This is a genomic window from Gordonia aquimaris (assembly GCF_026262595.1).
Lineage (GTDB): Bacteria > Actinomycetota > Actinomycetes > Mycobacteriales > Mycobacteriaceae > Gordonia > Gordonia tangerina.
In genome coordinates this window covers 89,356-112,199 of record NZ_JAPKFM010000014.1, presented here as the reverse complement: position 1 = coordinate 112,199, position 22,844 = coordinate 89,356, and the positions used below count along the sequence as shown (strand labels likewise).

The 22,844-nt window shown below is 67.0% G+C and carries 22 protein-coding genes; 7 read left to right on the top strand and 15 right to left on the bottom strand.

The genetic code is table 11. The features are described from left to right. The first annotated feature begins 85 nt into the window (after nucleotides 1-85). On the top strand, nucleotides 86-877 hold the full coding sequence (locus OSB52_RS14380) for an alpha/beta fold hydrolase (protein WP_266062369.1): 792 nt from the start codon (nucleotides 86-88) through the stop codon (nucleotides 875-877). Nucleotide 878: 1 nt separating this feature from the next. Further along, on the top strand, nucleotides 879-1,187 hold the full coding sequence (locus OSB52_RS14375) for an MGMT family protein (protein ID WP_266062367.1): 309 nt from the start codon (nucleotides 879-881) through the stop codon (nucleotides 1,185-1,187). Nucleotides 1,188-1,284: 97 nt separating this feature from the next. On the opposite strand, the gene OSB52_RS14370 is transcribed toward OSB52_RS14375, so the two are convergent. From OSB52_RS14370 to OSB52_RS14335, 8 genes are all read right to left on the bottom strand, one after another. Beyond that, nucleotides 1,285-2,031: a sirohydrochlorin chelatase gene (locus OSB52_RS14370; RefSeq protein ID WP_266062365.1), complete on the bottom strand. Its 747-nt coding sequence runs from the start codon at nucleotides 2,029-2,031 to the stop codon at nucleotides 1,285-1,287. Beyond that, nucleotides 2,028-3,209 carry a uroporphyrinogen-III synthase gene (locus tag OSB52_RS14365; protein WP_266062364.1) on the bottom strand — a complete coding sequence of 394 codons (1,182 nt, stop codon included), beginning with the start codon at nucleotides 3,207-3,209 and terminating at the stop codon, nucleotides 2,028-2,030. The genes OSB52_RS14370 and OSB52_RS14365 overlap by 4 nt, the downstream gene beginning before the upstream one ends. Beyond that, a complete protein-coding gene (nirD, locus tag OSB52_RS14360) occupies nucleotides 3,206-3,640 on the bottom strand; it encodes a nitrite reductase small subunit NirD (RefSeq protein ID WP_235724594.1) in 435 nt (144 codons plus the stop codon). Before nirD ends, OSB52_RS14365 begins: the two co-directional genes overlap by 4 nt. Then, a complete protein-coding gene (gene nirB, locus OSB52_RS14355; RefSeq protein WP_266062362.1) occupies nucleotides 3,637-6,207 on the bottom strand; it encodes a nitrite reductase large subunit NirB in 2,571 nt (856 codons plus the stop codon). Before nirB ends, nirD begins: the two co-directional genes overlap by 4 nt. 34 nt (nucleotides 6,208-6,241) lie before the next feature. Beyond that, nucleotides 6,242-7,714: a nitrate/nitrite transporter gene (locus tag OSB52_RS14350; RefSeq protein ID WP_266062361.1), complete on the bottom strand. Its 1,473-nt coding sequence runs from the start codon at nucleotides 7,712-7,714 to the stop codon at nucleotides 6,242-6,244. A 173-nt stretch (nucleotides 7,715-7,887) separates the two neighbouring features. Then, nucleotides 7,888-8,742, bottom strand: coding sequence for a TIGR02569 family protein (locus OSB52_RS14345; RefSeq protein WP_266062359.1), 855 nt, complete (start codon nucleotides 8,740-8,742; stop codon nucleotides 7,888-7,890). Nucleotides 8,743-8,836: 94 nt separating this feature from the next. Next, nucleotides 8,837-10,012 (bottom strand): adenylyltransferase/sulfurtransferase MoeZ, encoded by a 1,176-nt coding sequence (moeZ, locus tag OSB52_RS14340; RefSeq protein ID WP_266062357.1) that lies wholly within the window; start codon nucleotides 10,010-10,012, stop codon nucleotides 8,837-8,839. A gap of 91 nt (nucleotides 10,013-10,103) precedes the next feature. Beyond that, the gene (locus tag OSB52_RS14335; RefSeq protein WP_235724627.1) at nucleotides 10,104-11,108 is read right to left on the bottom strand and encodes a DUF3152 domain-containing protein; all 1,005 of its coding nucleotides are present in this window, start codon (nucleotides 11,106-11,108) and stop codon (nucleotides 10,104-10,106) included. 210 nt (nucleotides 11,109-11,318) lie between these two features. Between OSB52_RS14335 and fasR the strand changes: the two genes are divergently transcribed. Next, the gene (gene fasR, locus OSB52_RS14330) at nucleotides 11,319-11,981 is read left to right on the top strand and encodes an HTH-type transcriptional activator FasR (RefSeq protein WP_235724599.1); all 663 of its coding nucleotides are present in this window, start codon (nucleotides 11,319-11,321) and stop codon (nucleotides 11,979-11,981) included. Between the two features lie 112 nt (nucleotides 11,982-12,093). Here the strand turns inward: fasR and OSB52_RS14325 are convergent, their stop codons facing one another. Next, entirely contained in the window at nucleotides 12,094-12,327 is a 234-nt protein-coding gene (locus tag OSB52_RS14325) for a DUF3107 domain-containing protein (protein ID WP_235724600.1), read from the bottom strand. A 149-nt stretch (nucleotides 12,328-12,476) separates the two neighbouring features. Then, nucleotides 12,477-13,181, bottom strand: a complete 705-nt coding sequence (locus tag OSB52_RS14320) for a ferritin-like fold-containing protein (RefSeq protein WP_266062354.1) — start codon at nucleotides 13,179-13,181, stop codon at nucleotides 12,477-12,479. A 338-nt stretch (nucleotides 13,182-13,519) separates the two neighbouring features. On the opposite strand from OSB52_RS14320, the gene OSB52_RS14315 reads away from it, so the two are divergent. Together OSB52_RS14315 and OSB52_RS14310 are read left to right on the top strand one after the other, a co-directional pair. Further along, entirely contained in the window at nucleotides 13,520-15,133 is a 1,614-nt protein-coding gene (locus tag OSB52_RS14315) for a DEAD/DEAH box helicase (protein WP_266062353.1), read from the top strand. 45 nt (nucleotides 15,134-15,178) lie between these two features. Continuing rightward, complete coding sequence (locus OSB52_RS14310; RefSeq protein WP_266062351.1) at nucleotides 15,179-16,465, top strand: Rv3212 family protein; 1,287 nt, start codon at nucleotides 15,179-15,181, stop codon at nucleotides 16,463-16,465. 114 nt (nucleotides 16,466-16,579) lie between these two features. Here OSB52_RS14310 and OSB52_RS14305 read toward each other — a convergent pair whose 3' ends face one another. Together OSB52_RS14305 and OSB52_RS14300 are read right to left on the bottom strand one after the other, a co-directional pair. Next, nucleotides 16,580-17,371: a ParA family protein gene (locus OSB52_RS14305; RefSeq protein ID WP_235724604.1), complete on the bottom strand. Its 792-nt coding sequence runs from the start codon at nucleotides 17,369-17,371 to the stop codon at nucleotides 16,580-16,582. Nucleotides 17,372-17,466: 95 nt separating this feature from the next. Continuing rightward, nucleotides 17,467-17,901: a hypothetical protein gene (locus tag OSB52_RS14300; protein ID WP_266062400.1), complete on the bottom strand. Its 435-nt coding sequence runs from the start codon at nucleotides 17,899-17,901 to the stop codon at nucleotides 17,467-17,469. Between the two features lie 156 nt (nucleotides 17,902-18,057). Here OSB52_RS14300 and OSB52_RS14295 point away from each other — a divergent pair, with 156 nt between their 5' ends. Continuing rightward, on the top strand, nucleotides 18,058-19,017 hold the full coding sequence (locus tag OSB52_RS14295; protein WP_266062398.1) for a diacylglycerol/lipid kinase family protein: 960 nt from the start codon (nucleotides 18,058-18,060) through the stop codon (nucleotides 19,015-19,017). Here OSB52_RS14295 and OSB52_RS14290 read toward each other — a convergent pair. Continuing rightward, complete coding sequence (locus OSB52_RS14290; protein WP_266062349.1) at nucleotides 18,930-20,198, bottom strand: MFS transporter; 1,269 nt, start codon at nucleotides 20,196-20,198, stop codon at nucleotides 18,930-18,932. The two genes, OSB52_RS14295 and OSB52_RS14290, sit on opposite strands and share 88 nt — an antisense overlap. 406 nt (nucleotides 20,199-20,604) lie before the next feature. Between OSB52_RS14290 and OSB52_RS14285 the strand changes: the two genes are divergently transcribed. Beyond that, entirely contained in the window at nucleotides 20,605-20,859 is a 255-nt protein-coding gene (locus tag OSB52_RS14285; RefSeq protein WP_005170735.1) for a WhiB family transcriptional regulator, read from the top strand. A 106-nt stretch (nucleotides 20,860-20,965) separates the two neighbouring features. Here the strand turns inward: OSB52_RS14285 and OSB52_RS14280 are convergent, their stop codons facing one another. Further along, nucleotides 20,966-22,471: a sensor histidine kinase gene (locus OSB52_RS14280; RefSeq protein WP_235724607.1), complete on the bottom strand. Its 1,506-nt coding sequence runs from the start codon at nucleotides 22,469-22,471 to the stop codon at nucleotides 20,966-20,968. A 55-nt stretch (nucleotides 22,472-22,526) separates the two neighbouring features. Beyond that, the gene (locus OSB52_RS14275; RefSeq protein ID WP_235724608.1) at nucleotides 22,527-22,742 is read right to left on the bottom strand and encodes a biotin/lipoyl-binding carrier protein; all 216 of its coding nucleotides are present in this window, start codon (nucleotides 22,740-22,742) and stop codon (nucleotides 22,527-22,529) included. Between the last annotated feature and the right edge of the window lie 102 nt (nucleotides 22,743-22,844).

The window sequence follows — 22,844 nt, the reverse complement described above, 5'->3', positions numbered from 1 at the left end:
CACGCGCCACCGACAGCCTCGGCGAGCAGCACCGTGAAGATGGCGTGCCAACGCAGTCGCCACGCTGCTACGGCAGGATGGCGTCATGCCGTTGACCACCCACACATTCGGACCCGATACCGGCGACGCCGCAGCTGTCCTGGCCATCCATGGCCTCACCGGCCACGGCCGCCGGTGGGCGGCACTGGCCGGCGACCAGCTACCCGACCTGCGCCTGATCGCACCTGATCTCCTCGGCCACGGCCACTCGCCGTGGACACCGCCGTGGTCCTACGAAGACCACGTCGACGCGTTGGTCGCAGTTGTCGACGAGCACATCCCTGCCTCTGCGCGTCCGTTCGTGATCGTCGGTCACTCGTTCGGCGGAGCGCTCGCCGTCCGGCTGGCCCATCGTCTCGGCGATGCGGTCGCGGGGTTGGTGTTGCTCGACCCGGCGCAGGGTCTCGACCCCTCGTGGGCGCTGGAGGTCGCCACCGACAGCCTGGCCCACTGGGACTACGCCGACGCCGATCACGCCCGGTCGGCGAAACGCGGCGAGGGGTGGGCGGACATCCCGGAGGCACTGTTGGACAAGGAGATCGATGAACACCTCATTGCCCTGGCCAACGGCCGGGTGGGATGGCGGGTGAGTGCGCCGGCGGCGGCCACGGCGTGGAGTGAGATGGCCCGCGAGGCGTTGCTCCCACCGACCGGACTGTCGACGGTGGTCGTGGTGGCCGATCGCGTCCGGCCACCGTTCGTGGGCCCCGACTTCCTCGCATCCTGCGCGGACGCGGAGTCGATTCGGGTGGTACATGCCGACTGCGGGCACATGGTGCCGTACCTGGAGCCGGAACTCACCGCGACGTTGATCCGCGAGACTCTCGAGCAGGTCTGAGATGGCCGCCATCACTGATGACGACGTGGAGCGGGTGCGGGGACTGGTCGCGGCGATCCCGGAAGGCATGGTGACCACCTACGGTGACCTCGGCCATGCGGCCGGCTTGTCCAGCCCGCGCATCGTCGGCACGATCATGCGGACCGACTCCGGTGACCTCCCTTGGCATCGCGTGGTCCCGGCCTCGGGCCGCCCGACCCCACACCTGGCCGAGCGACAGTTGGCGAGGCTGCACGCCGAGGGCGTTCCCATCCGAGACGGGCGGGTCGTCCTCCGCGAGTGCCGCTGGAGACCTGGCATCGATGACTGAGCGGGGTGATCGGCGCTCTGGCGGGAGCGGTGATGTGATCTCGATACGCCACTCACTCCGTTCGCGGCTACTCGACCACCGGAAGTCGCCATCGGGGTCAGCCGCTGACCGGCGCCTGACGACGGTATGGGCTGATCGCGGCGCGCATGCGCGTGACGATGAGGTCCACGATGCGCTGATCGGCTCCGAGCGGTTCGGCGACGACATCGGCACCGTAGGTGTGCAGTCGCTGATGAAATAACCCAGGCGCCAGCAGATAACTCGCGATGGCCACGCGGCGTCCGTTCCGCGATGCCCGTTCGACAGCTTCGGGAACCGACGGCGTCGCGGTGGTGATGAAGCCCACTTCGACACGTCCGCCGATGATCGACTCGAGCTGCCGGGCGGCGAGATGCACTTGGCCGCAAGCGCTCTCGTCAGACGAGCCGGCCGCGGCCAGCACCACCGAGTCACCCGGCTCCCAACCGGCCTCGACGAGCCGCAGGCGGGCCACATCGGCGATGGCCGGATCCGGCCCGAGCGCCCGGGTGACGATCGTGTCGCAACGCCCCGCTGCCTCGACATGCTGCGGCAGATCCTTGCGGACGTGATACCCCGACGCCAGGAACGCCGGTACCAACACCGCCGGGCGGTCGACATCGGCGATGACCTCGGCCGGGGTGGGGCCGAGCACGTCGACGAAGGCGGTGCGGGTGGTACCCACCTGCTTTCCGACGGCCTCGGCGATCTCGGCGATCACGCTGACGCCGTGCGGGTTACGGGTGCCGTGAGCGACCAGCACCGGGCTGACGTCACGCAGCCGGTCACCGAACGGCAGGTACTGACGAGTGTGTCGATGCCTCATTCCCCGTCCTCTTCCCCCTCGTATTCCAGGTCGACAGCGAGTCGATATCCCCGCTTGACCACGGTCTGGATCATCTTCGGATCACCGAGTGCATTGCGCAGCCGGGCCACTGCCACTTCCACGGCGTGGGTGTCGGAGCTGTCGCCGGGCAGTCCGGCCAGCAGCTCGTGGCGCGAGACCACCCGACCGGGCGAGGCAGCCAGTGCCTTGAGCATGATCAAACTGGTCGCCGACATATCACGCAGCGCGCCGTCGACGATCACCGCCTGACCGCGGATGGCGGTGTCGTGACCGTGAACTCGCAAGTTGTGACTTCTCCGGGGCAACTCGTCGGTGATCAACCGCACCAAGGCGCCGAGTCGATACCGTTTCGGATAACTGGTCGGGATCTGCAACGCCTCCAACGGACCGGCGGTGACCGAACCCACGCACATCACCGGCACCGCCGTCCGCATCGCGTGCACGAACTGCGGCAGCTTGCCGAGTTCTTTGGCGCGCGTGAGGATCGAAGCCGCGGCCGGCGCGCTGGTGAAGGTGATCGCGTCGAGATCGCCGCGTACCACTGCGCCGATCATGCGATCGATCCGATCGACGTCAGGATGCATGTTCCAGCGATACACCGGGATCGGTAGCACCTGGGCGCCAGCGGCACGCAGCACTGCGCAGAAGTCCGGCAAGGGCTCCCATTCGGTGGTCGCCCCGTGTAACTGGACCGCGATCCGCACGCCCTCGACCCCCTCGGCTAGCAACCGGTCGAGCACCTCCGACGACGACTCGCTTCCCGGAGACCACTCTTCGCGCAACCCGGCCGCCCGAATCGCGCCCTTGGCCTTCGGTCCCCGGGCGATGAGCCGACTCTTTCCCAACGCGCTGATCAGCGGCTCGGCCCCGCCCCAGCCGTCGGCGGCCTCCACCCAGCCACGAAAGCCGATACCCGTGGTGGCGACCATCAGTTCCGGTGGATCGGCAATGATCGTCTCGGTCACCTGCTCGAGTTCGGTGTCGTCGACGAGCGGCAGGATCCGGATCGTCGGAGCGGCCATCACCTCGGCACCCCGGCGTTCGAGCAGCGCAGCGAATTCCTCGGCGCGCCGCGCCGCGGTGATCCCGATGGTGAATCCGGCCAGTGGTAGGGCCTCGGCGTCGTCGGCGAGGGCCGTGTCTTTGCTGTTGCTCATCGGCGCTGGAAGTACACCTCGACAATGTCGTCGACCACCCGTACGGCGTAGCTGGGCACCGACATCGCTTCGTCGTCGAGGCAGATGCCGGAGCGCAGCGAGAACACCTGCTTGCCCAGCGGGCTGGCAACGGTCGGCTCGCCACCGCGGTCGCCGGTGACGCCGCGGGACAGCACCGCTGCGCGTGCGAACGGGTCGATGTTGCCGATGGCGTACAGCCGGGTCCGTCCCACCACCGCTTCTCGGTCGGTCTCCACCGCCGGGATGCGGAAGAGCGCGGCCTGCTCGAAGTCCGGACCCAACACACCAGCCCCTCGTCCGATGGCGAGATCGGCCAGGGCGCACGCACGGATCCACTGTCCGGGTACGGCCTCGGCATGCGTGGTCGGGTCAGCGGGTTGGTTCGCCGTCGATCGCGCAGCGACTGTCATGTCGGCACTCCTTCACGTTCTGTTGCGTCGTTGGTGGCGGACTCGGTGTCGACGCGGCCGGGCATCGACGGCATGTCGAGCAGCACCGGGATCTTGCGCTCGACGTCGGTGTCGGTGAACTGGATCGTCGGATCGACCACCTCCGGTGCGTTGACGAACGAGACGAAGCGCTTGAGCTTATCCTCGTCCTCGAGTACCGCTGCCCACTCGTCGCGGTAGCCCTCGACGTGGCGTTCCATGGCCGCTTCGAGATCGGCCGCGAGACCCAGGCTGTCGTCGCAGACCACCGCCTTCAGATGATCGAGTCCGCCCTCCATCGCCTCCAGCCACGGCGCGGTACGCTGCAGGCGATCGGCGGTGCGGATATAGAACATCAGGTACCGATCAATGTAGGCGACCAGCGTCTGGTCATCCACTCCGCTGGCCAGCAGTTGGGCGTGTTTCGGGCTCTGTCCGCCGTTACCGGCCACGTAGAGGTTCCACCCGTTCTCGGTGGCAATGACACCGACATCCTTGCCCCGCGCCTCGGCGCATTCGCGGGCACAGCCCGACACACCGAACTTCAGTTTGTGCGGCGACCGCAGGCCCCGGTAGCGCTTCTCCAGAAGGACGGCCATGCCGACGGAATCCTGCACACCGTAGCGGCACCAGGTGGACCCGACGCAGCTCTTCACCGTGCGCAGGCTCTTGCCGTAGGCGTGCCCGGATTCCATGCCGGCGTCGACGAGGCGACGCCAGATCTCCGGGAGCTGGTCAACGCGGGCGCCGAAGAGGTCGATGCGCTGACCACCGGTGATCTTGGTGTACAGACCGAAGTCACGGGCAATCTCACCGATCACGATGAGCTGTTCGGGGGTCACCTCCCCGCCCGGCATGCGCGGGACGACCGAGTAGGAGCCGTTCTTCTGCATGTTGGCGAGGAAGTGGTCGTTGGTGTCCTGCAGGGACGCCTGCTCGCCGTCGAGGATGTGGTCGCTCGACGTGGAGGCCAGGATGGACGCCACCGTCGGCTTGCAGATGTCGCAGCCTTGACCGCTGCCGTAGCGGTCGATGATCTCGGAGAACGTGCGGATACCGGTGACCGAGATGATCTCGTACAGTTCGGCGCGCGACTGCTCGAAGTGCTCGCACAGGGCCTTGGACAGTTCCACACCAGAGGCCGCCAGTAGCGACTTGACGCTGGGCAGACAGCCACCGCAGGTGGTTCCGGCGCAGGTGGTCTTCTTGATGTCGGCGATCTCGCAGGCGCCGTCGGCGATCGCCGAGCAGATGGTTCCCTTGGAAACGCCGTTACACGAACAGATCTCGGCCTCGTCGGGCAGCGCGTCCACGCCGACCGCGGGACCCGAGGCCGGCGCGATCAGCGCAGCCGGGTCACCCGGGATCTCGCTGCCCACCATCGGTTTGAGCAGCGCGTATGCCGACGCATCACCCACGAGGATGCCGCCGAGCAGTGTCTTGGCGTCATCGGAGACCACCACTTTCGCGTACCGCCCGGCAACGGGGTCGTGGTAGACGATCTCCAGCGCGTTCTCGGTGGTCGCCATGGCGTCACCGAAGCTGGCCACGTCGACACCGAGCAATTTGAGCTTGGTCGACATGTCCGCACCGGGGAAAGTGGACTGCTGCCCGAGGAGTTGGTCGGCCACCACCTCGGCGGTGCTGTATCCGGGCGCGACCAGCCCGTAGCAACGACCCTCGACTGCGGCGACCTCCCCGATCGCGAACACGTCGGGATCATCGGTTCGGCATGAGGTGTCGACCAGCACGCCGCCACGTTCGCCGACCGCAAGACCGGCGTCGCGGGCCACCTGGTCGCGCGGCCGCACGCCCGCCGAGAACACGACCAGGGCGGCATCGATCTCGCTGTCGTCGCTGAGCGTCACGGTGAGCCCGCCGGAGTCGGAATCGGCGATGTCGGCCGTTCCGACGCCGGTGTGCACAGTCAACCCCAGGTCGGTCACCAGGTTCTCCAGGACCGACCCGCCCCCGTCGTCGACCTGCATGGGCATCAACCGTGGCGCGAACTCCACCACATGGGGGGTCATCCCCATCAGCTTCAGCGCATTGGCCGCCTCCAGTCCCAGCAGACCGCCGCCCACGACGATGCCGGGCGCACCCGGTCCGGCTGCCTCGGCGGCCGTCCGGATGGCGTCCAGATCATCGAGCGTGCGATAGACGAAACATTTGTCGTTGTCGTGTCCGGGAACCGGCGGGACGAAGGCATATGACCCGGTGGCGAGCACGAGAGCGTCATAGTCGATTTCCCGTCCCGCCGACGTCACCACCCGCCGGCCGGCGCGGTCGACGTCGGTCACGACTTCACCCAGGTGGGTCACGACGTGATCGTCACCCGCGTAGGTGTTGCCATCCAGTGCCAGCGAATTCCGCTGCCAGGCACCGACATACGAGGACAGTCCGACGCGGTCGTAGGCGGGATCGGCCTCTTCGGAAACAACTTCGATCCGCCAGGTGTCGTTGATGTCGCGGGTACGGAGGGTCTGCACGAAGCGGTGACCCACCATGCCGTGGCCGACCACGACTACGGTCTTGGATTCGCTGGTCACTGGTTACTCCTTGTTGATTCTGAGCTGGTCTGGCTCAGGCCATCGCCTTGTCGGCGGGCCCGGAGCCGTCTGTCGTCTCGCCGGCACCGACCGTGTCGGCGGCGACCTGCAGATCGGTGGTCTCGCTGATCACCATCGGACGTCGGACGTAGAACACGTAGGTGATGACTCCAGCGAGCACGTAGAAGCCCATGAAGATCCAAAAGGCAACGGTCGCCGACTGATTCGACTGATAACTCGCCCGAAGCACCAGGTTGATGCCGACGCCACCGAGACCGCCTGCCGCACCGGCGATGCCGATGAGGGCACCGGACATGCTGCGCGACCACTTGGTCTTGCCCAACGCGTTCAGGCCGGTGAGCTCCTTGGACTTGTTCTCCCAGATGGTCGGGATGATCTTGTAGACCGAACCGTTTGAGATTCCCGAGAGCAGGAACAGCAGGATGAAGCCGACGACGAATGCGCTGAGCACACCCCCGCTGATCTGACCATTGCTGTCGGCGACGGTGCCGGCGATGACCAGGATCGCGGCGGACAGCGTCATCGCGGCAAAGCAGTACAGCGTCACCTTGCCGCCGCCGACGCGGTCGGCGAGTTTGCCGCCGTAGGGGCGCGACACAGAGCCGAGCAGCGGCCCGATCCAGGCGATCGTGGCGGCGGCCAGCGCGGGCTTCTCGGCGCCGGCCTCGGTGAAGCTGATGTTGAGGACCTGCGCGAAAGCGAATCCGAAACCGATGAACGATCCGAAGGTGCCGATGTAGAGCAGGCAGATCAGCCAGGTGTCCTTGTGCCGGAGGCAGTCGATCATCGCGCGGCCGCTGGAAGTCTGGTGATCGAGGTTGTCCATGTAGATCGCCGCGCCGACACCGGCCACGGCGAGAGCCACCAGATAGATGGCACAGACGATCTCAGGCTGATCGGAGGCGAGCCAGATGACCGCGAGGCCGATGAGCTGCACCACCGGCACACCGATGTTGCCGCCGCCGGCGTTGAGACCCAGCGCCCAGCCCTTGAGCCGCTGCGGATAGAAGGCGTTGATGTTGGTCATCGACGAGGCGAAGTTGCCGCCGCCGAAACCGGTCAGTGCGGCGACGCCGAGGAACCAGCCGAATCCGAACTCGCCCGGGTTCATCATCAGCATCATGGTCAGCGCCGTCGGGATCAGCAGCACGATGGCGCTGAAGATCGCCCAGTTGCGGCCACCGAACCGCGCGGTCGCCTGGGTGTAGGGAATGCGCAGGCAGGAGCCGACGAAAGTGGCGGTCGCCGCGATGATGAACTTCTGATCGAGGCTGATGCCATACTCCGGGCCCATGAACAGGGCCATCACCGAGAACAGCGACCACACCGAGAAGCCGACGTGCTCGCAGATCACCGACCACACCAGGTTTCGCCTGGCGATGGCGGCGTTACCGTTGTCCCAGGCTGTGCGGTCCTCGGGATCCCAGTCGGTGATCCGGTGGTCACGCGCGAGCGCGGTCCGCACGGATGCGGGAAGTACGGGCATGAGTCATCCAATCGTTGTTGTGGACGCAGTGACCGACGACTCTGTCGGACGATTGGACTCAAAGTTAGGCAGCGTGTGTTGCCGGGATTTTCCCTCGCGTGACCGAAGAGTCACGTTGTGCTCACATCGCGAGGACGCGCGTGTGAGAAGGACCAGAAGACTCTGACCTGCGCCTACAGCATCAAGCGCACGAGATCGACGACCCGCTGCAGCCCGGGCAGTGCGCCGGCGGTGGCACGCGGATGTAACGCGTGGACCGCCAGACGGAACATGGTTGCCCGCAGCATCATCTGCGGCCATTCCGACTGATCCGCCCAGCGTCGCACGAGGTCGTCGTCAGCGCCACCCCAGGCGAGCGAATCCACCACAACCACCGCTGACGCCCAGGACGCGGGCCGCCAGTACGGCACGATGTCGGTGATGCCCGGCGCGGCGGCACCGGCGAACAGGACGGTGCCGAAAAGGTCACCGTGCACCACTTGCGACTGCAGCGACACGTTCTTACGAAGGGTGGCAAGGGTTTTCAGCATCTCGACGCTCTGCGCACCATCCGGCGACGTCGGCTCCCCCATGCCGGCCGCCCGGGCCGTGCGCAACGGGACGTCCTCCCACGCCGCACGATCGGCGGCGGTGAACACGTCGACGTCGGTATGCGGCGGCGCCGGCGATTGCAACAGGAACCGTGGCCGGTCCAGCGTTGCGGTGGCCGCATGCAGGCGATCGGCCACCAGGACGACCTCGTCGTGCCGCGGCTCTGGCGCACCGGCGATATAGGTATCCGCTCGCCACCCGGACACAACATATCGGCCGTCGGTGGCGCGGAACGGTCGCGCGATCCGCAACCCCTCGACGTAGAGCGATTCACGGACCGACGCCGACCATGCGGCCCGCGCGTGGTCGGGCACCAAGGACAAGACGACTTCACCGACCCGCCAACCGCCGACCCAGGAATCGCCCATCTGGATCGGCGGATGTGCGGTCAGCCCGAACGTGTTCAACACGTGTTCGGGTGGCTCGACGGTGTTCACATCTGCAGAGATTACCGAGCGATGCAGGAAGAACGCCGCAACGACGCGGGCATCTGGGCCCCAATCACGCCCCGGACCACAAGAATGCGCCCGATCAGTAAACCGGCAGCGTCTTGTCCACCTGGTTGGCCCACGCGGTGACCCCGCCCTGCAGGTGCGTGGCGTCGGCGAACCCTGCGCGCTTGAGCGCGGCGAGCGCTTCTGCCGAGCGAACACCGGTCTTGCAGTAGAGCACCGTTGGGCGATCCTGCGGCAACTTGGCGAGTCCGGCACCGGACAGGATCTCGTCCTTGGGGATGAGCGTGGCACCGTCGATGTGGACGATGTCCCACTCCACCGGCTCCCGGACATCGATGAGAGCGACACGATCGCCGGCGTCGATCTTCTCCTTGAGCTCGGCGGCGGTCAGCGTCGAACCGTCCACGGCATCGGCGGCCTCATCGGAGACCACCCCGCAGAAGTCGTCGTAGTCGATGAGCTCGGTGACCCGCTCACCCTCGGGGTCCTTGCGGATCTTGATGGTGCGGTAGCTCATGTCCAGGGCGTCGTAGACCATCAGGCGACCCAGCAGCGGTTCACCGATGCCACAGATCAACTTGATCGCCTCGGTACCCATGATCGATCCGATCGAGGCGCACAGAATGCCGAGCACACCGCCCTCGGCGCACGAGGGCACCATGCCGGGCGGCGGCGCCTGCGGATACAGATCTCGGTAGTTGAGGCCGCGCCCGTCCGGCGCGTCCTCCCAGAACACCGACGCCTGACCCTCGAACCGGTAGATCGACCCCCACACGTACGGCTTGTGCGCGAGCACGGCGGCATCGTTGACGAGGTAACGCGTCGCGAAGTTGTCGGTGCCGTCGAGGATCAGGTCGTACTGGGAGAACAGTTCGATGGCGCCTTCGGGTTCCAGGCGCTCGTCGTGCAGGTTGACCGTGACGAACGGGTTGATCTCGAGGATGGAGTCGCGGGCGCTCTCTGCTTTGGGCCGGCCGATGTCGGACTGTCCGTGGATGACCTGACGCTGCAGATTGGACTCGTCGACCACGTCGAACTCGACGATGCCGATGGTGCCGACACCCGCGGCAGCCAGGTACAGCAGCGTGGGTGATCCCAAACCACCCGCGCCGATCACCAGCACCTTGGCATTCTTCAACCGCTTCTGGCCGTCCATCCCCACATCCGGGATGATCAGGTGGCGGCTGTATCGGGCCACCTCTTCGTTGGACAGTTCCGCTGCAGGTTCCACCAGCGGGGGCAAGGACGACACGGGCGCCTCCTCCTACGTCGTTGTTCGAGAGCGGTCTGCTGATCACAACAGCCGCGGCGGCACGGTCATTCCGCAGCCACGTACGGCCGCATCACAGGTCGGGGAACGGCCACGGATTCGGCTTGCACACATAGCTGCGATTCGCCTGCATATCGGGGTCGAGCGCCATGATCTCGCTGTTGGCCACCCCGAACGACTGCTGCATCATCACCGGCGCCAGCGCGCCGTTCTCTTTACACGGTTCATGCGCCTCGTACCCGATGCCGTGCCCTGTCTCGTGGTTGATCAGGTACTGCCGGTAAAGAAGGTCGTCACCCTGATATGAGATGGCACCACGTACCCAGCGCGCCTCGTTGAGCGTCACCCGCTCCTCCGGCGGATAGAAGCACGACGTCTCCAGCTGGATCTGGTAGCCGCACAACTCACGTGTCGTGGCCGGCGATGCCAGCGTGATGCGCAGGTCCGGCTCACCGGAGTCAATGCGTCGGAAGCTGACCTTCCCGTCCCCGATCCAACTGCGCGGATTCGCCAGGGTCGCGTCGACCATCTTCGCGAACGACCGATCGCCGCCGAAGTCCTGCGCGTTGATGCCGTTCTCGACCTCGACGGTGTAGGTGTAGACCTCGCCGCCGGTGCCGACCTGCTTGCCGGCCCCGGGCACCACGTGGTAGACCTCACGCCCCTTTTCGGTGTACGGCCCGCCGGCGGGCAGTGTCCCGGCGGGCAATGCCTCGGGTTGGATGGTTCCGGTCGGGGCACCGATCGGCCCGGTCTCCTTGCTCACGTCGGTGTTGCGTGAGGCCGCATCGGGGTTGACGTCCGCGGCGGGCACGAAGGCGGTGTCGTCGGCGGACCGCACGGTGACCACGATGAGCACGACGGTCAGCACGATCAAGACCGGGATGGCATAGGCGCGCCACCCATAGGTGGCGACGAACCGACCCAATGCGCTCTGTTTCTTGCGCTCGGGCTGTGCATCGCGATCGACCCGGATCCGTCCGCTGTCGTCGGTGGGATCCCACCGGGCACGCAGTGGTTGGTCCGGCTTCGGTCTGGCCCGCGGGGGCTCCGCCGACGACCCGGCACCGGTGCGCATGCCCGTGGTCGTGCCGGTTGTCCGCCCGGCCCCGATCCCCCCACCGGTCGCGCCGGGCCCTCCGGCCCCGGGGTACGGCGAGTTCGGCCCGCCTCCTGGGTGACTCACAGCTCAACCTTCTCACAGGTAAACGCGCAGGCGTGGAACGGTGTGTCGCGATGGGGCCGTGCGGCCACGGGACCCGGCATCGTCGCCGAGTACGCTCTACCCATGTCGACCACCACAAACCCGTCGAACGGTGCCGCGCGCAACACCCGACTGCCGCGCAGTGCCCGGCGTATGCAGCTGCTCGATGCAGCGAGCGAGATCTTTGTGGAGCGCGGCTACCACTCTGCGGGCATGGACGAGATCGCCGTGCATGCCGGAGTCAGCAAGCCGGTGCTGTATCAGCACTTCCCGTCGAAACTGGACCTCTACATCGCCGTCGTCGACTCCCACGCCGAGAAGCTCGTCAGCGACGTCAACCGCGCGCTGCTGACCACGACCGACAACAAGCAGCGCGTGCGTGCCGCGGTGGAGGCATTCTTTGACTTCATCGACCAGGACAACTCCGGCTACCGGCTCATCTTCTCCTCCGACGCCAAGGATCCCGCTGTGATCCGGCGGGTGGAGGGAGCCACCGAGGCATGCGTCGACGCGGTCTACGGGCTGGTCATGCACGACTCCGGCCTCGACCCGTACCGCTCGCGGATGCTCGCTGCGGGGCTGGTCGGCGCAAGCCAGGTCAACGCCCGCTACTGGCTCGAGGCAAAACGCCCGGTCGACAAGCGGGCCGCGGTGGACACCACGGTCGCCCTGTTGTGGGGCGGGCTGTCCCACGTGCCGTTGCAGGGCATCGGGACGGGCGACGACGACTCCGACGACCTGGCCTGAGAAGCTCCGAGAAGCGCTCGACACCGCCACGCTCTCCCCGGAGCCGGCTGCGGAAACGACTTCGGCCGCCGTCGACACTCATCGACAGCGGCCGTACATCGGAGCCGATGGGTCAGGAGGCGACGAAGCCCACCCGCCGGTTCTCGGTACTGCCCACCTCGACGTAGGCGATTTTCGTCACCGGCACCAGGAAGCGCGCGCCCTTGTCGTCGGTGAGCGCGAGCAGTTGTCCGGAACCCGACAGCGCCGCCTCGACCTCCGAGTACGCCTTGTCACTGGTGAGTGTGGTCTGGATGGACAGCTCACGAGGACTGTCGGTGATTCCGATCTTCACTTCAACGGCCATGGCCACCCTTCCGAAGGTCATCCGCCGCGTCGCGGCCAACCGCGCACACGGCACTCAACTGTCTGCTGATCCAGGCTAGATCAGACCCGATCGCCGACGACATCGGCTCCGCTCACAGCGCAACACGCGAAGCCTCGACCCCACCCGACCTATCCACCGAGACCGAGTTCGGCCATCCGGGTGGCGTGGTCGGCGGTGATCGCATCGAAGAATCCGGCAATACCCTGAAGCGATGCCGAACCGGCGAACAGCAGGTCGGTGACCTCCTCCTCGGCGGCGAGCACCCACTGGGCGTGCGTGACGGCCTCGCCGAGCAATCTCCGGCCCCACAGGATCAGCGGCGATCTCAAGGACGGGTCGGCGGCGACGGCGGCCGCGACCTGGTCGCGCGCGAACCGGGAGTTGGCCGTCTCGGCCATCACCTCGCGGATGACGGTCTGCGCATCGGCGGGCAGAACTCCCGAGACCTCGGTGTAGAAGTCGGCCGCGAGTCCGTCGCCCACATACGCCTTCACCAGCGCCTCATACCAGGTCTTCGGGGTGGTAACACGGTGGTAGTCGTCAAAGATCGATCGGTAACGCTCGACCGCCGCGATCGGGTCGATGCCGCGCGCGCAGACCTGCTCGGCCAACGTGTCGTAGTGATTGATCTCCGACGCCGCCATCCGGGCGATGGCCACCTTGCTCGCGACGTCGGGTGCCATCCGGGACTCGTCGATGAGGCGATAGAAAGCCGCGTATTCACCGGCCAGCAAGACGGCGAACAACTTGCCGATGGCACCGCCATCGTCGCTGGTCGCAGCGGCATCTGCGGGATCGGGGGAAACTCCGGATGGGTGCGGCGCAGTCGACATGCTGGTGATGGTATGCGGGCTCTCGACGTTCACCAAGTACACTGGACGACGGTGCACTGACGCGATCATGACGATTCGGTGGCGAACCGACCGGCAACGACTCATCACGGCCGGGCGGAGCGGCCCTTTCATCGCGCGGTCACCGGACAATGTGCGCGCACTGGTCGCCGGGTGACACTGCCCGAGCGGAGCCACCACACAGTCACCGAACGCGGTTTGCGCGGTCCCTCCCGGACCCACCGACGCGGCCCGACCAGGGCCCTTCCGGCGCAGGCCGCTCGACCCCACTGTGGTGCCTTTCGTGCGTGCGGGAAATGCAGAAAGGCATACAACCTCACATGAGCGATACCACCGGGACCAACTCCCGTGACGACGTCCAGACGACGATCGTCGACGAAACCCACACCTCCCCCACCTTCGCCGAACTCGGCGTGCACGACAGCATCGTCGAGGCACTCGCCGACGACGGCAAGACACATACCTTCGCGATCCAGGAGCTGACGCTTCCCCTGGCCCTGTCCGGGGACGACCTGATCGGTCAGGCCCGTACCGGCATGGGTAAGACCTACGGATTCGGCGTACCGATGATGCATCGTCTCGCGACTGCCGAGGCATCGGGTCTCCGTCCACTCGACAACACTCCGCGCGCCCTGGTCATCGTGCCGACCCGCGAGCTGTGTCTGCAGGTGACCGGCGACCTCGAGGTCGCGGCCAAGAAGCTCGACGTCACCCTCGCCGACGGCACCACCCGTCCGCTCAAGATCACCTCGATCTACGGCGGGCGCCCCTACGAGTCGCAGATCGCCGACCTCAAGTCGGGCGTCGACTTGGTCGTCGGCACTCCCGGCCGCCTGCTCGATCTCGCCCAGCAGGGCCACCTCATCCTCGGCAAGGTCGGCGTGCTGGTGCTCGACGAGGCCGACGAGATGCTCGACCTCGGGTTCCTGCCCGATATCGAACGCATCATGGCAGCCCTGCCCACACCCCGGCAGACCATGCTCTTCTCGGCCACCATGCCGGGTCCGATCGTCACCTTGGCCCGCACGTTCCTGCACCGCCCGACCCACATCCGCGCCGAACACGCCAATGACTCGGCCGTCCACGAGCGGACCACGCAGTTCATCTACCGCGCCCACGCACTCGACAAGGCCGAACTGGTCGCACGCATTCTGCAGGCCGAGGGCCGGGGCGCCACGATGATCTTCACCCGCACCAAGCGCACGGCACAGAAGGTCGCCGACGACCTCGCCGAACGCGGTTTCTCCGTCGGCGCGGTACATGGTGACCTCGGACAGGTCGCGCGCGAGAAAGCACTCAAGCGTTTCCGCAACGGTGACATCAACGTGCTCGTGGCCACCGACGTCGCAGCCCGCGGCATCGACGTGGAGGATGTCACCCACGTCATCAACTATCAGTGCCCGGAGGACGACAAGACCTACGTGCACCGCATCGGCCGCACCGGACGTGCCGGCCGGACCGGCATCGCGATCACCCTGGTCGACTGGGATGAGCTGCATCGCTGGGAGCTGATCAACTCGGCGCTGGGTCTCGATGTGCCGGCGCCGGTGGAGACCTACTCGACCTCGGAGCATCTGCGCGAAGAGCTCTCGATCCCGGAATCGGCCACCGGACGAATCGCCACGCCGAAGCCATCCGGTGAGCGCGAGGAGCGCACGAGCAGGTCGCAGCGTCCGAAGTCGAACCGGGTGCGTCGACGTACCCGCGGCGGCAAGTCCTCCGACGGAGCGGCGCAGTCCTCGGACGACGCCGCCGACAATCAGACGTCGGGCAAGAACACCACAGACGCGGGGGCCGGTACGGCCGACGGTAGCGATTCCGCCGGCGGTGAGCGCCCGCGTCGACGTCGTCGTCGTCGCGGCAGCGCCAAGCGCGGTGCTGCGTCGGGCGACTCACAGCCGGAGAAGACCACGACCGTCGCCGCAGCCGAGTGACCCGTTTCGGCGCTGGTCGACGTGTGAGTGGCGACCGGAGGGCACGTGGCCCGTATTCGACCTGAGCGTCGCACCCCGGTCGACCTGGCGGTCACCGCGGCGATCATCGTGGTCACCGTCGTCGTCGGAGTGCTCGTCTGGGCGAACAGTCCGGTCCGGCAGACCGAGAGCGTTCAAGCCGTCGCGCCGGTACCCGAGGTCGAGCCGTCGGCGCAGGTGCCCACGGCCCTCACACCTTCGTGGCGGGCGCAGTCGCCGGCCACCCGGATCCCGGCCGTCGCGAACTCGACCGTGGTGACCGCCGACGGCGGCACCGTGGCGGGCCGCGACCCGCGGACCGGACGCGAACTGTGGCGCTACACCCGGAACCTGGACTTGTGCGCGGCGATCGCGGCGTGGCCGGCGAGCAACAACAAGGTGCTCGCCGCCTACCGCAACTCGCGCGGTTGTGGCGAGATCACCGCACTCGATGCTTCCTCGGGACAGCGTGCGGGCGGCCGCAGCAGTGACGCCGACGATCGAGTCCGACTCCTGTCGGACTCCGGTTACGTTGTCTCCCAGGGCCCTACACGTCTGGAGACGTGGGGGTCGAATCTGGTGCGCGGAATCGAGTACGGCCGGGTGGATGCACCGGTGAACCCGGATGTGCAGCCGGGCCGCTCTGACTGCCAGTTGCTGTCGTCCGCGGTCGGTGGTAGCCGCGTCGCGGTCATCGAGCGCTGCGCCGATGACCCTGGCTACCGGTTGACCGTGCTCGGTGCCGTCCTCGACGACGATGAAGATGTGCAGCAGTACGGTTCATCGATAATCACCGATGGTTCAGCGGGCCCACCGCCGATCCTGATCGCGATGACCAGTTCGACCATCGCGGTCTACGACGGCGGCGGCGACCCGCCGCTTCCCGCCGCGGACACCCCGACGCCTGACGGCAATCGAACGCCGACGATCCGGCAGTTCTCCTCGGACGGAGCACCCACCGCCACGAACACCGTTAACGGGGTGCAAGCACCCCCCGGTGATGGAGTCGTCGTCACCGGCGGCGGCCTGACCACCTTCTACACCGGCACGGCCACCGTGGTGCTGGACGCTTCCGATCTTCGGCCCATCTACCAGATCCCCGGCACCATCGGGACGGGCGAGGTCATGGCCGGCCAGCTGCTCCTGCCGACCGCCGACGGCGTCAGCGTCCGCGACGGGGCCACCGGCCGCGAACTGCGCGCGATGACCCTGCCGCGAGACGGCCGCCGCGACGAGCCGGTGGCTCTGCGGGTGCTGGGCGCCGACGTCATCGAACAGTGGGGGCCAACCGTCACGTCCTACTCCCCTGCCTGATCCCGGCCGTACGATGCCGGGTCGTCACACACCCCGCTCGGGAGCATCGTCGGCGCTGCGCACCCGGCTGGTCACGCAGGAGTGCTGCGCCGCTCATAGATACAGATTCAGACGTCAGGCGGTGTCGAAAGTCTGAACCGGTGTCCCGGCCTCCCAATGCTTCCAGAGATTCTCCGCCAGTCCACGATAAGCGTTGGCGCCCTTGTTCTTCCGGCCGCGCATCACCGACGTGCCCGACGCCGACGCCTCGGCGAACCGCACCGTACGCGGTATCGGTGGGTCCAGAACCGGCAGGTCGTAGCGGTCGGCGACATCACCGAGCACGTCACGGCTGTGGGTGGTGCGCGCGTCATAGAGGGTGGCCACCGCGCCCAGGGTCGTCAACGCCGGGTTGGTGATCTGTTGCACCTCGTTGACTGTGCGCAACAGTTGCCCGACGCCGCGGTGGGCCAGCGTCTCGCACTGCAGCGGAACCACCACCTCGTCGGCGGCGGTGAGCCCGTTGAGGGTGAGCACACCCAGTGACGGTGGACAGTCGATCAGGATGACGTCGTAGTCCTCGGCGACCTCGGCGAGTGCGCGTTTGAGGGCGTACTCCCGCCCCGGCCGCATCAACAACAACGCCTCGGCGCCGGCCAGGTCGATGGTCGCCGGCAACAGCGTCACGTTGTCGTCGGTGTCGAGCAACACGTCGGCGATCTCCTCCTCGCCCAACAACACGTCGTGCACCGACGATTCCAGCTGGTCGGGGTCGTGCCCGAGTGAGAAGGTAAGACAGCCTTGGGGATCGAGATCCACGACGAGTACCGACACGTCAAGGTCGGCCAGCGCCGCGCCCAATGACGCGACAGTGGTGGTCTTGGCGACCCCACCCTTCTGATTCGCGATGGCCAGCATGCGGGTCATGGCCTCAACTGTACGGCCGATCTTTCCACCCGTCTGGGGTAACCCGCGTTACCGACCGGCCCGAGTCGAACCGGCCGTGATCGGTACCGCCCGGGTCAGCGTCGTCGTCGCGAGTCGGCTCCCGACTCGGGGGTGTCGTCGGTGGTGTACTCGCCGACCAGCCATCGCGTGGATGCCGGACTGAAGATCAGCACCAGCACGGCCAGCGCCGCGATGGCCAGCGGGATACCGAACCACGGCTGCCCGCTGTCGGTCAGCAGCGCATAGGCAACCGGCAGTAGCAGGATCTGGGCGACCACCGAAATCGCCCGTCCCCATCGGCGACCTGTCAGCAGGGCGATGCCGCCGATCAACACTCCGCCGCCGATGATGCCGAACCATGCCGCGGTGCCGTAGCCGCTGATGAACGCCTCCCGATGGCCCGCCGCCTCGCGGATGGCGAGAACAATCGCGACGACGACGGCGACGGCGCCCTCCAGCGCGGTCACCGCACCGGCCGCCCGCACGGTGGTCGGCGGTCGCTGCGCCACCGCGGAATCGGCCCCCGACTGCCCGTCACCACCTGTTGCGCGACCGGCGCCCTGCTTGCTGCTCACCACTCCAGACTATGGGTGGCGAGCGACGACGGAGATGGGCGGGTGCACGGCACACGCCCGGACCCCATATCGTGGGATCTCGTGCGCATGATGCTCATCGTCAATCCCTTCGCCACCGCGACCACCCCGGCCGGCCGCGACGCTCTGGCGCACACGCTGAGTTCACGGTTCGCCCTCGACGTCGAACACACCACCCATCGTGGTCACGCCCACGAGCTGGCCGCCCGTGCGGTCGACGAAGGATTCGACGTGGTGCTCGTCCACGGTGGCGATGGCTCGGTCAACGAAGCGGTCAACGGCATCCTGGGGCCGCCGAGCACCATGCCAGATCCCGACCGCCGGCTGCCGGCGCTCGGCGTCATCCCGGGCGGCAGTGCCAACGTCTTCGCGCGCACCCTGGGTATCGAACCCGATCCACTCGCGGCGACCGCTCAGCTCAGTGGACTGCTAGAGGCCGGCGGGTGCCGGCGCATCGGCCTGGGACACACCCGCGATCGGTGGTTCCTGTTCAACACCGGTATGGGAATGGATGCCGTCGTCGTGCATGCGATGGAGGACAAGCGGCATGCCGGCAAGGCGGCCACGCCGATGCGCTACCTGTGGACGACTGTCGCGTCCTTCCTGCGCAATGCGATGGACCGTTCGTCGTTCACCGTCGAATTGCCCGGCCTCGACCCGATCGACGGCGTCCGGTTCGCGTTCGTGTCGAACACGAGTCCGTGGACCTACCTGGGCGACTTCGAGATCCGCACCAATCCGACGACCGGCTTCGACACGCGACTCGGGGTGTTCGCGGCCACGTCGACAGGCGTCGCCCGCAATATCCCGCTGGCCGCCCGGCTGCTCAGCCATCGCACGCCGAAAGCGCGCCATCTGCATCGCGACGACGACGTCGCCTGGGTGCGGTTCCGCGCCGAGGAACCCATCGACGTCCAGATGGACGGCGACTACATCGGCGCCCATCATGCGGTCGATTTCGGGTATCGCGCCGACGCTCTCGCCGTGGTGGCCCCCACTCCGATGCCCAGCAGCACACCCAGCACGGCATAGGGCACCGCCGCGACGGCGAACAACACCGATGGGGGCCACCAGCCCGATCCCAGCGCCCAGGCACCGAACGCCACCACGGCGATCACCTCCTCCCCCACGCCGACCACCGACGAGGTGGTGGCCCTTACTTCGGACCGAACCCGCCGCTGCATCATCGCCTCGGCCATCACGAACGCCCAGCCGAAGATCGCGAAGGCACCCGCAACCAACACGATTCCGGCCGGATAGGTCCACCACGAGCCGACTGCCAGTGCCGCTGCGCCCAAGAGCAGCCACGGCGCCGTGCCCCGCGCGGTGAGCCGCTCGATTCGGGTCCGCTGTGCCGCCCAGCCACCGACGATGTCCCCGACGGCAACCACGATCATCGCAACGGGGACCCCGATGGAAGGGGGCCATCCCCACCGGCCCCCATGCCACATCTCGTCGGCGAGCAGCGGCAGATACTCGTCGAGTGCTGATACCCAGGTGAGCGCGATCACCAGCAGAAACAGCCCGCCCAGCGCCCGGTCGGTGCGCAGCATGCGGATGGCCGTCACCGAGACGGTCCACGTGACGCCGTGTTCGGCATCCGTTTCCCGGTCGGCTCCGTCGCCGTCGCCTCGCGCGAGATCGTCCACGTCACCGACGGGTGCCCGCTCTTCGGGCAGTGCCCACGACGCGACCGCGCAGACCACGCACGCCGCGACGCTCGCCGCGCCGGCCGCCTGGTATCCGCCCCACGCCGCCAACGGCACCGCCGACACCGTGCCCACCAGCACACCGCAGGCACCGAATGCGCGCAGTCGGCCGGCCAGCGCCGCATAGCGCACGGCGTGCCCTCGGGCGGCCAGGGTGTCGTAGAGCAGCGCTTGCGTCGTGCCGGAGCGCAGCGCCGAGCCCGCCGACCACAACACGAAGCCCGCAGCGAACGCCCCGAACGACGGCCACCAGGTCCACAGCGCAAAGCCTGCCCCGGTCACCAGCGGACCCACGACGAGCAGCGGGCGACGCGAGACACGGTCGGCAAGTAGCCCGGTCGGGATCTCGAAGAGAAAGGAGCACGCCGACCAGATGATGAACAGCACGGAGATCGACGCGGGTGAGAGTCCGGCCCCGACGACGTCGGGGTCGGCGAACATGACCGCATACAGTGGGTAGAGCGGGATCGCGTCCTCGGCCAGTGCCGCGACCGAGGCGGCCACGCTCAGCCGGTCGGCGCCCTCAGCCCGTCGCCGGGAGCGCGGTCGGTGTGATGAGGATCAACGTCGTCGTCGTGGCATGCCTCACAGACTACCGACTATGGCTCGAAGACCACCAGGGATTTCTTTCGGCGACCAGCGAAAATCACACCAAAGCAGCCACAAACCCGAGTAGAGTAGTACATCGGTGCGCAACCAAGTGCAGCCACCCCCCTCGGGGAGGGTCACCGAACAGTGATATTGCACACGTGTTAACGGAACACCATTGACTTCGCCTGGATTCGTGAAAGTATTCACAAGCAACAGTGCGGAAACATTTGGTGGGTCCGCGTGAACTAGCGGTTACAGCCACAACAAACCAGACATTGGTAGTTGTCGAGTGGTGCGTCAAGCACCTGAAGGAGAAGGAATGGACTGGCGTCACAAAGCAATCTGTCGCGACGAAGATCCGGAGCTGTTCTTCCCGGTGGGGACCAGCGGACCGGCCATCGCACAGATCGCTGATGCGAAGCTCGTCTGCGCCCGGTGCCCCGTCACGGCCGAATGCCTCTCGTGGGCCCTGGAGTCCGGGCAGGACGCAGGCGTCTGGGGAGGAATGAGCGAGGACGAGCGGCGCGCGCTTAAACGGCGCACCGCGCGGACGCGGACGCGGAGCAGCGTCTGACAGGGGCCACAGCCTCCAGTCGCCACGGCGACATCGAAGAGACCCGGCCCCGGCCGGGTCTCTTCGTCTGTGGGACATACGATCTCGGCCATCAGCAGGTTCGCTTTCAGCGCAACGGGATCGTCACACTCACCTCGGCGCCCCGGCCCGCGGGATTCGCTCCCATGGCCAGGGTGCCACCGAGTTCGATCGACACCATGGTCTGCACGATCTGCAGGCCGAGTCGATCCGAGGTGCTCATGTCGAAATGAGCGGGTAGCCCGAAACCATTGTCACGTATGGCGATACGGAGTGTTCGGACATCTCGGTGGGCCACGATCTCGATCTCGCTGTCGGCGGCGCCATCATCGAAGCCGTGCTCGATCGCGTTCTGGATCAGTTCTGTGAGCACCATCACCAGCGGCATCGCGAGCTCCGCCGAGAGCACACCGAGTCGATCACGATGCCGCACTTGCACTCTGGCATCCCTGGAGGCGACATCGACCAGGATCGGCACCAACCGATCGACGACCTCGTCGAGATCAACCTCCTCGTCGACACTGCCGGAGAGCAATTCGTGCACGAGGGCGATAGACGCCACCCTGCGTACCGCCTCGGTCAGCGCGCCGCGCGCCTCCGGGTTGGAGGTGCGCCGTGCCTGCAGACGCAACAGCGCCGACACCGATTGCAAATTGTTCTTGACCCGATGGTGGATCTCGCGGATCGTCGCATCCTTGCTGATCAACGCGAGGTCACGTCGTTTGACCTCGGTGACGTCGCGGATCAACACCACCGCGCCGGTATCGACGGCCCGCGGATGCAGCGGTACCGCACGGATGAGCACGGTCGCCCGACTGGCATCGGCCTCCATCCGCATCCCGACGTCGCGGTACGGCGTCACCGGCGGCGCGGTGACCCCCGCTGCCGCATCGATCATGGTGGCCACGTCCTCGGATTCGAACCGATCGGTCAACAACGCCGACGTCACCTCCGACAGCCGGGTGTGCGTCAGTTCCGCACTCCACCCCATCCGGTGGAACGCAGACAACGCATTGGGGCTGGCATAGACGACCATCCCGTGCTCGTCGACCCGGACGAATCCGTCACCCGCGCGGGGTGTGGACAGACCGCGCGGATTGCCCTCTTGATGCGGAAAGGTCCCATCGGCGACCATCTGACACAGATCGTTCGCCGAGTCCTGATAGGCCAGCTCGAGAGGTGACGGCAACCGTGGATGGGTCAGATCCACCGCGCGCGTGAGAACCGCGATCGCTCCGTCGGCGCCGGGAAACCCCACCGGAACCGCTTCGCGACGAATCGCCACCGAACCGAACCACTCCGGGTCCTCGTCACGCAACACCCGGTCGGCGAAGAATGCCCGGTCCAGTTGCGAATTCATCGCGCGGTCGGCCACCGAACCGACCTCATCGCTCGGAAAGACGGTCGACGCGGTGTTCGGGCGACATTGTGCCACCGTCACCATGTCGCCGTTCTCGGTCCGCACCGACATCAGCAGGTCCGCGAACGACAGATCGGCCAGTAACTGCCATTCCGCGACCAGACGCTGCAGGTGGGCTGCCGCGGCGTCGGACAGCTGCGTGTGTTCTGCCAGAAGATCTGCCAGCGTCGACATAGCTGGGGCTACTCAGCCGAGCGGTCCGGCGAACGCAATCGCCTGCCCGCACCGTTCATTCGTAGACGGCGATGATGTCGCCGGCCTGGATCACATCGCCGACCACGACCTTGACATCGGCCAAGGTGCCCGGTTCCTCCGCCAGGACCGGGATCTCCATCTTCATCGACTCGAGGAGCACCAGGGTGTCGCCCACCTCGACCTGCTGCCCGGCGCTCGCCCGTACTTCCAGCACGCTGGCGACGATCTCCGCCACGACGTCTTCAGCCATGGTCATAACCTAGCCGACGCACACGGCGGCGCGACGACAGGCGATTGTGATCACGCATGCCACACGTGGGACAATCAGACCCGCACACAGTACGAAGGAGGT

Excerpts from the sequence above, each read along its gene's own strand:
- OSB52_RS14380 (WP_266062369.1), top strand. The coding sequence starts at position 86 with ATGCCGTTGACCACCCACACATTCGGACCCGATACCGGCGACGCCGCA.
- OSB52_RS14375 (WP_266062367.1), top strand. The coding sequence starts at position 879 with ATGGCCGCCATCACTGATGACGACGTGGAGCGGGTGCGGGGACTGGTC.
- OSB52_RS14370 (WP_266062365.1), bottom strand. The coding sequence starts at position 2,031 with ATGAGGCATCGACACACTCGTCAGTACCTGCCGTTCGGTGACCGGCTG.
- OSB52_RS14365 (WP_266062364.1), bottom strand. The coding sequence starts at position 3,209 with ATGAGCAACAGCAAAGACACGGCCCTCGCCGACGACGCCGAGGCCCTA.
- nirD (WP_235724594.1), bottom strand. The coding sequence starts at position 3,640 with ATGACAGTCGCTGCGCGATCGACGGCGAACCAACCCGCTGACCCGACC.
- OSB52_RS14350 (WP_266062361.1), bottom strand. The coding sequence starts at position 7,714 with ATGCCCGTACTTCCCGCATCCGTGCGGACCGCGCTCGCGCGTGACCAC.
- OSB52_RS14335 (WP_235724627.1), bottom strand. The coding sequence starts at position 11,108 with ATGCGCACCGGTGCCGGGTCGTCGGCGGAGCCCCCGCGGGCCAGACCG.
- fasR (WP_235724599.1), top strand. The coding sequence starts at position 11,319 with ATGTCGACCACCACAAACCCGTCGAACGGTGCCGCGCGCAACACCCGA.
- OSB52_RS14325 (WP_235724600.1), bottom strand. The coding sequence starts at position 12,327 with ATGGCCGTTGAAGTGAAGATCGGAATCACCGACAGTCCTCGTGAGCTG.
- OSB52_RS14320 (WP_266062354.1), bottom strand. The coding sequence starts at position 13,181 with ATGTCGACTGCGCCGCACCCATCCGGAGTTTCCCCCGATCCCGCAGAT.
- OSB52_RS14315 (WP_266062353.1), top strand. The coding sequence starts at position 13,520 with ATGAGCGATACCACCGGGACCAACTCCCGTGACGACGTCCAGACGACG.
- OSB52_RS14305 (WP_235724604.1), bottom strand. The coding sequence starts at position 17,371 with ATGACCCGCATGCTGGCCATCGCGAATCAGAAGGGTGGGGTCGCCAAG.
- OSB52_RS14295 (WP_266062398.1), top strand. The coding sequence starts at position 18,058 with ATGCTCATCGTCAATCCCTTCGCCACCGCGACCACCCCGGCCGGCCGC.
- OSB52_RS14285 (WP_005170735.1), top strand. The coding sequence starts at position 20,605 with ATGGACTGGCGTCACAAAGCAATCTGTCGCGACGAAGATCCGGAGCTG.
- OSB52_RS14280 (WP_235724607.1), bottom strand. The coding sequence starts at position 22,471 with ATGTCGACGCTGGCAGATCTTCTGGCAGAACACACGCAGCTGTCCGAC.
- OSB52_RS14275 (WP_235724608.1), bottom strand. The coding sequence starts at position 22,742 with ATGGCTGAAGACGTCGTGGCGGAGATCGTCGCCAGCGTGCTGGAAGTA.